This is a genomic window from Rhodococcus sp. GQ147, from assembly GCF_059759155.1.
In genome coordinates this window covers 96,723-106,241 of the sequence record NZ_JCAXDU010000018.1, presented here as the reverse complement: position 1 = coordinate 106,241, position 9,519 = coordinate 96,723, and the positions used below count along the sequence as shown (strand labels likewise).

At 69.7% G+C, this 9,519-nt stretch carries 6 protein-coding genes and 2 pseudogenes; 5 read left to right on the top strand and 3 right to left on the bottom strand.

Annotated features, from left to right (window positions below):
• Positions 1 to 102 precede the first annotated feature (102 nt).
• Together AC6CID_RS19645 and AC6CID_RS19640 are read left to right on the top strand one after the other, a co-directional pair.
• A pseudogene (locus AC6CID_RS19645) lies at positions 103 to 303 on the top strand (ISL3 family transposase); the annotation flags it as partial.
• Positions 294 to 446 (top strand): annotated as a pseudogene (locus AC6CID_RS19640) (ISL3 family transposase); the annotation flags it as partial. The pseudogenes AC6CID_RS19645 and AC6CID_RS19640, both read left to right, overlap by 10 nt.
• A gap of 207 nt (positions 447 to 653) precedes the next feature.
• On the opposite strand, the gene AC6CID_RS19635 reads toward AC6CID_RS19640, so the two are convergent.
• Positions 654 to 2,498 (bottom strand): siderophore-interacting protein, encoded by a 1,845-nt coding sequence (locus AC6CID_RS19635; RefSeq protein ID WP_064061573.1) that lies wholly within the window; start codon positions 2,496 to 2,498, stop codon positions 654 to 656.
• A gap of 89 nt (positions 2,499 to 2,587) precedes the next feature.
• Positions 2,588 to 4,165, bottom strand: a complete 1,578-nt coding sequence (locus tag AC6CID_RS19630) for an AMP-dependent synthetase/ligase (protein ID WP_064061572.1) — start codon at positions 4,163 to 4,165, stop codon at positions 2,588 to 2,590.
• Positions 4,166 to 4,333: 168 nt separating this feature from the next.
• On the opposite strand from AC6CID_RS19630, the gene AC6CID_RS19625 reads away from it, so the two are divergent.
• Positions 4,334 to 5,611 (top strand): LuxR C-terminal-related transcriptional regulator, encoded by a 1,278-nt coding sequence (locus AC6CID_RS19625; RefSeq protein ID WP_006550370.1) that lies wholly within the window; start codon positions 4,334 to 4,336, stop codon positions 5,609 to 5,611.
• A gap of 39 nt (positions 5,612 to 5,650) precedes the next feature.
• On the opposite strand, the gene AC6CID_RS19620 is transcribed toward AC6CID_RS19625, so the two are convergent.
• Complete coding sequence (locus tag AC6CID_RS19620) at positions 5,651 to 7,429, bottom strand: cutinase family protein (protein WP_064061571.1); 1,779 nt, start codon at positions 7,427 to 7,429, stop codon at positions 5,651 to 5,653.
• A gap of 333 nt (positions 7,430 to 7,762) precedes the next feature.
• On the opposite strand from AC6CID_RS19620, the gene AC6CID_RS19615 reads away from it, so the two are divergent.
• Together AC6CID_RS19615 and AC6CID_RS19610 are read left to right on the top strand one after the other, a co-directional pair.
• On the top strand, positions 7,763 to 8,848 hold the full coding sequence (locus tag AC6CID_RS19615) for an S-(hydroxymethyl)mycothiol dehydrogenase (protein WP_006550372.1): 1,086 nt from the start codon (positions 7,763 to 7,765) through the stop codon (positions 8,846 to 8,848).
• A complete protein-coding gene (locus AC6CID_RS19610) occupies positions 8,845 to 9,480 on the top strand; it encodes an MBL fold metallo-hydrolase (RefSeq protein ID WP_006550373.1) in 636 nt (211 codons plus the stop codon). Before AC6CID_RS19615 ends, AC6CID_RS19610 begins: the two co-directional genes overlap by 4 nt.
• Positions 9,481 to 9,519 lie beyond the last annotated feature (39 nt).

Below are 9,519 nucleotides of genomic sequence, written 5' to 3'. Positions count from 1 at the left end.
AGTTGAGGGGGTGGGTGGCTGAGCGCGTCGGTCGCCGGATGAAAGTCGAGGCCTTCCGATGATGGAAGCTCTCACACTGACCATCCGCCGGAAGACCTCGACGTGCACCACGCTACCTTCGCGACCCCCGACCTGACCGTCTTCTTCCACCTCGACGAGCTCGGTCTTGTGGCCGTCGGTCAGCTGCTCGAGCCGGATCGCGCGGTGATCGAGTGCCGCGTCGCCGAGCCGGACCCGTGGTGCCGGGGATGCGGTAGCCGGGCGCTCTCGCGCGGGACGGACACGCGGCGTCTCGCCCACGAGACATCCTCGCGTTCTTCGACCGGACCGGCACGTGCAACGGCCCGACCGGGACCGTCAACGGGTGCCTGGAGCGCCTCCGCGGCTCGGCCCTGAACTTCCGGAACCTGACGAACCTCATCCGGTCGAGACAGCTGAGGAAGGCTCCGCTTCGGTGCGCCTGGTGGACACGCACGCTTCCGAATAGCCCTGTGGCTCGGGACCATCCGTCCAGCGCTGGGGCGAGTTTCGACAAGCCTCCCGCTAGGTCCACCGTTCGGAAGACATTCCTCGCGGGAGACTTCCTCGCAGCAGCTCTTCTTGTCGTTCTGCAGCGGCCCCGCGCGTCGCGAGGCCGCTGCATTCTCACGATCTCAGCCCGCCGAGCCGGTGGACGTGTACAGCGTCATGCCCCAACCCACCGTCGTGCGCTCGGGTTCCGCGAGGCCGGCCGCCTCGAACAGTGCCAGGTGGTCCTCGTGCGTACGACCACCGCCGCCGCTGAGCGCGAAGTCGACGAGATCGTCCTCGTAGTCGTGCTCACCGGCGATGTCGTCGAGCACAGTGCCGAAGACGAGGACCCGGCCGTCCGGATTCAGTCCCGCCGCCGCCTGCTGCAGCACGTGCACGGCGTCGGCATCGGGCAGTTCGTTCAACCGCCCGGTCAGCAGCACCGCGTCGACCGGTTCGGGGCGGGTTTCGAGCATGCTGCCCGGCGTATAGGCGACGCGCTCGTGCTCGCCGTGGACGCGACGCAGGACCTCGATCTCCGACGGCGCGGCCACCACGGTCGCCCGTACCCACGGATTCGCCGTGACGAGGGCGTGGGCGTAGGAACCGGCGGCCTCACCGGAGACCGCGATCGTGGAGACATCGGAGGGCACCTTCGCCGCGAGGGCACTGGCGAAGTAGACGGCCATTTCGGCTTCCTGCTCGTACCGATCCGTCAGGAGAGCGGTGTCGTCTGTGACGCGCTGCGCGAAGCTCTTGCCGAACCGATGTGCGTCGTCCCCGCGACCCGTGCGGACGGCAGCGAGCAGTGCGAGCATGCCCGCCAGTTCCCGCTGCGCGTGCACACCGTCGAGTCGCAGTTCCTCGAGGTGGTGGTCGTCCTCGAGTTCACGGCCGACGCCGGTGAGCCGGAACCGGCCCTCGCCCAGATCCTCGGCCACCCCCACGGCGACGAGATAACGGAGAAGTTTGCCCAGACCGGTGCGGTCGGTCCCTGTCTTGGCCACGAGTTCGTCGAGGGTGCGCGGCGACGCGTCGAAGGCCGTCGCCAGTCCGATGGTCGCTGCGACCCGCAGCGCGAAACCCGGTGCGATCTCGGCCAATTCGTCGAAACGGTCGCGTTCGTCCTCGGTCGCCTCGAAATCGGGCAGGGAGGCGTCGGCCTCCGACACCGCGACTTCCTGACGACGCCAGTAGCCGGTGACCTCCACCTGTTCCTTCGGCAGGCCCTTCTCATTGCGCAGCCACCGCCGGATCGGGGTGAGCGTGAGGGCCTCACCGGCCACCCACGCGAAGACCGTGCCGTCCCACCACTCGGCGGCCCGGAGGGCATCGAACAACAGGGTGGTCGTGCCCGGCTCGGCGCCGTCGCGGCTCAGCCAGGTCAGCTCCACACCGGCGGGAACGGGAAGATCCTGCCGATTCGAGTCGTCGGCGATCTCGACGAAGATCCGGCCGCGTGCACCCTCCGGCCAGTTCTCGAGCCAGCGCCCGATGGCCGGCAGCGCCGTCTCGTCGCCTGCCACGAGCGTCCAGTCCACGCCCTGCGGGTGTCCGGCCGACGACTTCGGTCCGGCGATCTGGATGGTCTCACCGGGTTCCGCGCGGTACGACCAGCTCGACGCGGGACCCACGCCGTGGCGCACGAAGTCCACGTCGATCTCGCCGGCGACCGGATCCCAGCGCCGGACGGTGTAGGTGCGCATGAGCAGCTTCGGATCGCGCGGCCAGTTCACCACGCCGTCAGCCTGGGTGGGGCCGAGGGCCTCGTCGAGTTCGGGATGCTTGAACATCAGCTTGAACTCGTCGTCCACACCGTCGGACCGGAACGCCTCCACCGGGAATCCGTTCGGCGCGACGTGCGCCCGCAACTGTTCGCCCCCGAGGGTCACCCGCCGCATCCCGGGGCTCACGTCCGTCACGCGGAGCACCTTCAGGTACCGCGTGGTGATCGGGAAGACCTCGAGGGGGCGAAGACTACGGGCCATGGGTGCGTTCTCCTCGGCAGGGGATCGTGGACGGCGGAACGACCGGTCTCTCCGCCCGCGCGGTGACCTGCGTTTAGGCGAACCTTACTTCAGAGGGCATCCGTCTGCCGCGACCCGTCCTGGCCCGCGCGACGACCGTTCGCGTACATCTCGTCGACGAGACTGGCGTACCGGGCGAGCACGCGATCCCGGATCGGACGCCCGGCCGGATCGAGATCGTCGGTCTCCAGCGGCTCGCTCACCGTGACGAAACGGCGGATGCGTTCCCACGGATCCGATCGGGCGTCGAGCTGTTCCAGCGCGGCCGCGACGACCGGTTCCGGCGCGGTGGTGAACACGAGACCGACGCAGTACGGGCGCAGCTCCCCGGCCACGACGAGTTCGCTGCCCGGACACATCCGGCGCCAGCGGTCGGCGAGCGCGGTGGGGCCGACGTACTTTCCGGTGCTGGTCTTGAAGGTGTCCTTGCGGTGCCCTGTCACGACGACGAATCCGTCGGCGTCGATCTCGGCGAGATCGCCCGTGTGGAACCAGCCGTCGGCGTCGAGCGCGGCGGCACTCTCTGCGGGATCGTCGTGGTAACCGGTCATCACTCCGGGACTCCGAATGAGGAGTTCGCCGGTGTCGGCGATCCGGACCTCCGTGCCGCGCAGTGGTCGGCCGACCGTGCCGGGGCGGTGCGCGCCGAGCAGGTTCGCGCACGACGGTCCGGAGGTCTCCGTGATCCCGTAACACTCGAGCACCGGTACACCGAGCTGCTCGAACCGCCGGGCGACGTCTTCGGACAATCGCGCCGATCCGGAGACGACGAAGCGGAGCCGACCCCCGAGCTCGTCCCGTTCCAGCCGGGCGATCTTCTCGAGCACGTGCGGGACCGATCCCAGGAAGGTCGGCCGGACCGTGCGCAGATTCGCGGTGACGCGGTCGGCGCGACCGTCGACGGCGGTGCTCACACCTGTGTGCATGGCCATGAGCAGCAACGACCGGCCGAAGACGTGCGCGAGCGGCAACCACAGCAACTGACGGTCGGACGACGAGATCATCCCGGTCTGCGCGACGGCACGGGCGCCGTAGGTCGTGCCCCGGTGGGTCAGGCACGCGCCCTTGGTGCGGCCGTCCTCGCACGCCGTGTATATCAGCGCGGCCTCGTCATCCGGGGACAACGCCGCGATCCGTCGCTCCACGACGTCGGGGTCGGTGCGCAGCAGACGGCGCCCTTCGTCGGCGAGCTTGTCGAGTCCGTCGATGCCCAGGACGTCGGTGGCGGCGACCGGCCGGTCGGCGACGGTGAGGACGGTGTGCGCACGCCGGATCTGCGACCGCACCTCGTCGTCGCGGGTCGCCGGGTAGATCGGGACGGTGACGCCGCCCGCGCACGCGATCGCGAGGTCGGCGACGACGGTCCGATAACAGGTCGTCGCGCAGATCGCGACCCGCGATCCGGCTCCCACACCCCGACCGATCAGTCCCGCCGCGAGGTCGAAGACCTCGCGGCGTACGTCCGTCCACGTCGAAGGACGCCACCGTTCACCGTCCGGGCGCAGGTAGGCGACGGAGTCGGGGGAGCGGGACACCCGGTCGAGCAGCAGACGCGGCACGGTCGCGGGGAACCCGTCGCGACCGTCGATCGCGGTCGCGGTGCCCGTCGTCGCGCGGGGGTCCGCCACTGTTCGCAGCACCTCCCACGGACGAGGAATCGATGTCGCCCCAGTGATCGGAATGCTACCGCCGGCCGGGGTCCGAGGGGCCGAAGTGGCGCAGTACGCGATGCACGCGTCGGCAGGGGCCGGGGCTCCTCCCGGGAAGGCGCCGGTGGACGCCGATATCGTGGGCATGTGAGTCCCGCTGCCCGTCGCCCTGAGGTCCTGATCGCCGAGCTGCGCGACGTCCTCACCGGTCCGCTCGCGGAGATCGCGCAGCGATTCTCCACCTATGTCGACGACCTCGCTCCGCACAGTGCCCTGGTGATCTTCACGAGGGAATGCACCGGCCGGCCGCGGAAGGTGGCCGGCGACCCGTCGATCGTCGACCGGGTGACCATCGCCGAGCTGGACCGGGTGCGGAACGACCTCGTCGCGGGGGAGATCCGCCGCGGCAGCTTCCGTCTCGCTGGTCGCGATCGTGAGGTGTGCGCGATCCTCGACAGCACCGACACGCTCCTGGTGTTCGTGCCTCGCGGGGCCCGGGCCACCTCCGCGGCCCTCGTTCTCGTGCGGGCGGCGTTCGGGGTGGTCGCGACCGGCATCCGGTTGCAGGTGCACACCGCCAGCCCGGCATATCTCGCGGAATCGCGGGCCGCCTCCGCGGAGCGGGCCCGCACCGTCGCCGAGCTCACCGAATCCCATGCCGTGACCCTCGAGACGATCCTCGCGACCCTGCGGTCGAAGGATCTCGACGACACCCGTGCCCGGACCACGGCGCGGGAGACGGCGACCGAGGCCCTGATCGGCCTGCGATCGGCGGTGGACCTGCACCGCGAACTCGCGGAGGAGGCACTGACCACCGCGTTCGCGCGACTCCACGGTGAACTGCGCGATCTGGTGCGGCACCGCCCGCTCGACCTGCAGATGGTCGCTCCGCCGGTGGGTGGACGGGGACTGCCCGGCGAGGTCGCGCACGCGGCCCGCGCGATCGCCCGGGGCGCCGTGCTGGCGATGTCCGGTCAGACCGACGTGACGCGGGTGCGCGTCGCGTGGACCTGCGACGACTCGACCCTGCTGGTGGACGTGCGTGACGACGGCAGCGGCGAGATCGACGTCGTCGAACTCGGGCGCCAGCTCCGCGACCGCGTCGAAACCCTCGGCGGTGGAATCGAATCCGAGTCGACCCCCGGCTGGGGCACACGGATCGCGGTGAGCTTCCCGCTCGACCTGCCGATCGCTGCGACGGACGGACCCGCTCTCGATGCGCTCGCCGCGCTCGCGCCCCGGGAGATCGAGGTCCTCGAACATCTCGTGGCCGGACGGCGCAACCGCGTCATCGCCGAACGTCTCGGCGTGAGCGAGTCGACGGTGAAGTTCCACGTGGCCGGCGTACTACGAAAACTCGGCGTCAGCACTCGCGGTGAGGCCGCGGCTCTCGGTGCAGAGGCCGGGGTCCGCGCCGCGGGCTGACGCCGAGTTCTCGGTCGGCGGGTGGCCCGTCGAGGACGGTCAGGCAGCCGGTGCCGGCGACGTGGTCGTCGGGGCGACGGTCGTCGTGGGCGTTCCGGAGGAGGTGGTCGACCCGGCGCCCGTGGTGGTCTCGCCCGTGGCCGGAGTCGTGGTCTCCGACGGGGTGGAGACCGGAGCCGTGGTGGTCATCGGGGTGGGCGTGGCTGTCGTCACGCCCGCTTCGGGTGCAGGCGGGGCCACCGGTGCAGCGGGGTCGCCTGCGGGAGCCGGGACAGCGTCGACGGGGGTGGGCACGCTGCTGTCGGCGACCGTCGCATCGTCGGTCACAGTCGAGGACGGCGAGGTCTCCGGCGTGGTGGACGCCTCGGCGGTCTCGGCCTTCGCCGTCTCCTCGGCGATCATCAGCACCGCGGCCTTGTCGACCTTGTTCGCATCGACCGCGTTGCCCTCCTTGGCCTGGCGGGCCAGGTGCTCGAGCCAGGCGGCGGCGTACTCGACGGTGGATGTGCCCTTGCCGTCGATGTCGTCGTCCCAGTAGTCGAAGTGGTGCCCGTAGTGGTCGTCGTTCTCACGGTCGTAGCCGAAGGTCTGGTCGTACGGGTCGGCAAGCACCACCGCGAGGGTGTTCTGGTTGCTCCGGATGAACCCGACGACCTCCTTGACGATCTTCTCCGGCAGGTACGCGAGGTTCGACAGACGCTCCGCGGGGATCGGCGCCTCGGCCCCGTCCTCACGGGTGGCGCCGGAGTCGGCGTCGGCAGCCACAGGCGTGGTGGGGCGGGCGGCGGGATCGTAGCTCGGGTCGGAGACCTTGATCAGCACCTCGAGGAAGGTCTCGTCCGACCGCATCCAGTCCGGATTCGCCGAGATGTCGGCGAGGGCGAGCAGCGCGACCCGGCCGACGACCTGGGCCAGGTCGGCACCGGTCGCGGGTGTCAGTCCCTCACGCTCGAGGGCGTCGCCGTTGACCTGACGACCCACGTTCGCGAGCAGTTCGATCAGCGCGATGTTCTCGGGTGCCGAGCACGTGAAGTCGCCCTCGGAGCAGAACGAGGCGACCTTGCCGGCGAGATGACCGAAACCACCGTTCGTGTCGGGGAGGACACCGCGTCCGGAAACGGCGTCGCTGCCCGGCTGGTAGGGGCGATCGAAGCCGTCGGGGTTCGTGCCGTTTTCCGCGCCGGGGAAGAAGCCTTCTCCGGCCTCGCGGCCCGCGTCGGAGAGGATGACCACGCCGCTGACGGCGTCGGGATCGATGATCTCCCAGGAACCGTCCTCGCTCTGCTCCTGCGCACCGATCTGCATCGCGGCGCGGCGCGCGACGTCCGCGCCCTCGCTGAACCCGACGATGGCGAACTGGGTGTCGGGGCAGGACCGCCGGATGGCCTTCATGACCTCGATGGTGTTCTCGGCGCCCTTGTTCACGGCGTTCTCGTAGCTGGCGAGGTCGGCCGGGTACTCGATGTAGATGGCCGCGTAGCCGTCGCCGGCCTCGTGGTTCTCGAGCGGTGCGCTGATGACCGGCTCGACCCAATGGCTACGGTAGGCGCCCTGCTGGGCGGCGGGAAGGCGGTTGCCGTTCTCGTCGACGAGCATCTTCGACTCGTCGCGAGGGATGTCACCGCGACCGCCGATACCCAGGCTGACCATGTCGTGACATTCGGTGGTCTTCGCCAGGCCGGCGAGGTACGGGTCGGCAACGGTGGGGGTGTCCTGTTGCGGAAGCACGATCGCGGCCGCTGCCACGACTCCGAGCGCGGTGGGGGCGAAGACGCCGGCGAGAATCCGCCGACGCGACAGCGACTTTCGAAGTGCCATGGGCCTCTACCAATCCGTTTCTGACCGAGGAATTGCCGGCCCGCCGAAGTGCGGCGGGTCGTAACGGATTTCGTGAAGGTCGCTCGCAGCGTTACATCGACACGGGTTTACCGAGGTGGCGACGGAGAAATGCAGGCGCGAACACCAAGCCGCGAAATCCAAGGGAAATGCGTCAATCGGACAATTCGAGTTCGCCGCTCAGCGACTGGCCGTTCGGCTGGGTCGGGCCCGCCGAACGATCAGGAGCAGAGCGCCGCGGGAGTGGCTAGGGTCGGAATCACCGGAAGTCGGAAACACCGGATACTGCCGGTCGCATCACGAAACGGAGACAGCATGTCGCAAACAGTCCGCGGAGTCGTCGCTCGCTCGAAGGGAGCGCCTGTCGAGGTCGTGCCCATCGTGATCCCCGATCCCGGCCCCGGTGAGGTCGTCGTCGCGATCGCCGCGTGCGGCGTGTGCCACACGGATCTGCACTACCGCGAGGGCGGCATCAACGACGAGTTCCCGTTCCTGCTCGGCCACGAGGCCGCCGGTGTCGTCGAATCCGTCGGTGAGGGCGTCGACTCGGTCGCCGTGGGCGACTTCGTCGTCCTGAACTGGCGCGCGGTGTGCGGCCAGTGTCGCGCCTGCAAGCGCGGTCAGCCGCAGTACTGCTTCGACACCTTCAACGCCACCCAGAAGATGACACTCGAGGACGGCACCGAACTCACTCCGGCGCTGGGCATCGGCGCGTTCGCCGACAAGACCCTCGTCCACGCCGGTCAGTGCACCAAGGTCGACCCGAGCGCCGATCCGGCCGTCGTCGGCCTGCTCGGCTGCGGTGTCATGGCCGGTCTCGGTGCCGCCGTCAACACGGGCGGAGTCACCCGCGGCCAGTCCGTCGCCGTCATCGGCTGCGGCGGTGTCGGCGACGCCGCGATCATGGGTGCGCGCCTGGCAGGTGCCGTCACGATCATCGCCGTCGACCGCGACGACAAGAAGCTCGAGTGGGCCACCGACCTCGGTGCCACCCACACCGTCAACTCCAGCGGGGTCGACGCGGTCGAGGCGATCAAGGAGCTGACGGGCGGTTTCGGTGCGGACGTCGTCATCGACGCGGTGGGCAGGCCGGAGACCTACAAGCAGGCCTTCTACGCCCGCGACCTCGCCGGCACCGTCGTCCTCGTCGGTGTACCCACCCCGGATATGACCCTCGAGATGCCGCTGATCGACTTCTTCTCGCACGGCGGCTCGCTCAAGAGCTCGTGGTACGGCGACTGCTTGCCCGAGCGCGACTTCCCGACCTACGTCGACCTGTACCAGCAGGGACGCCTGCCGCTCGAGAAGTTCGTCACCGAGCGCATCGGCATCGACGACGTCGAGAAGGCGTTCGAGACGATGCACCGCGGTGAGGTCCTCCGTTCGGTGGTGGTCCTGTGAGCACCTCGCCGATCCGCGTCGACCGGGTCGTCACGTCGGGCACCTTCGCGCTCGACGGCGGCGAATGGGAGGTCGACAACAACATCTGGCTCGTCGGCGACGACTCCGAGGTCGTGGTGATCGACGCCGCGCACACCGCGCAGCCGATCATCGACGCCGTCGGTGGACGGAAGGTCGTGGCGATCGTGTGCACGCACGCACACAACGACCACATCACCGTGGCGCCGGAGCTGTCCGAGAAGCTCGACGCGCCGATCCTGCTCAACCCGGCCGACGACGTGCTGTGGGAGATGACCCACCCGGGTGTCGCGCACGGCACGCTCGAGGACGGGGAGCGGATCCGGGTGGCCGGAACCGACATCCAGGCGATCGCCACGCCGGGTCACTCGCCGGGTTCGACCTGCCTGTACCTGCCGGAAGCGGGTGAGCTGTTCACCGGCGACACCCTGTTCTCCGGCGGACCGGGCGCGACGGGCCGCTCGTTCTCGGACTTCCCGACCATTATCGGGTCGATCCGCGACAAGCTGTTCGTCCTGCCCGCGGAGACGAAGGTGCACACCGGTCATGGCGACGGCACCACGATCGGCACCGAGTCGCCGCACCTCGAGGAGTGGATCAAGCGCGGCAGCTGATGCTGCCGGTGCGCGGTTCCGGCGGCGGTTGCCGTCGGA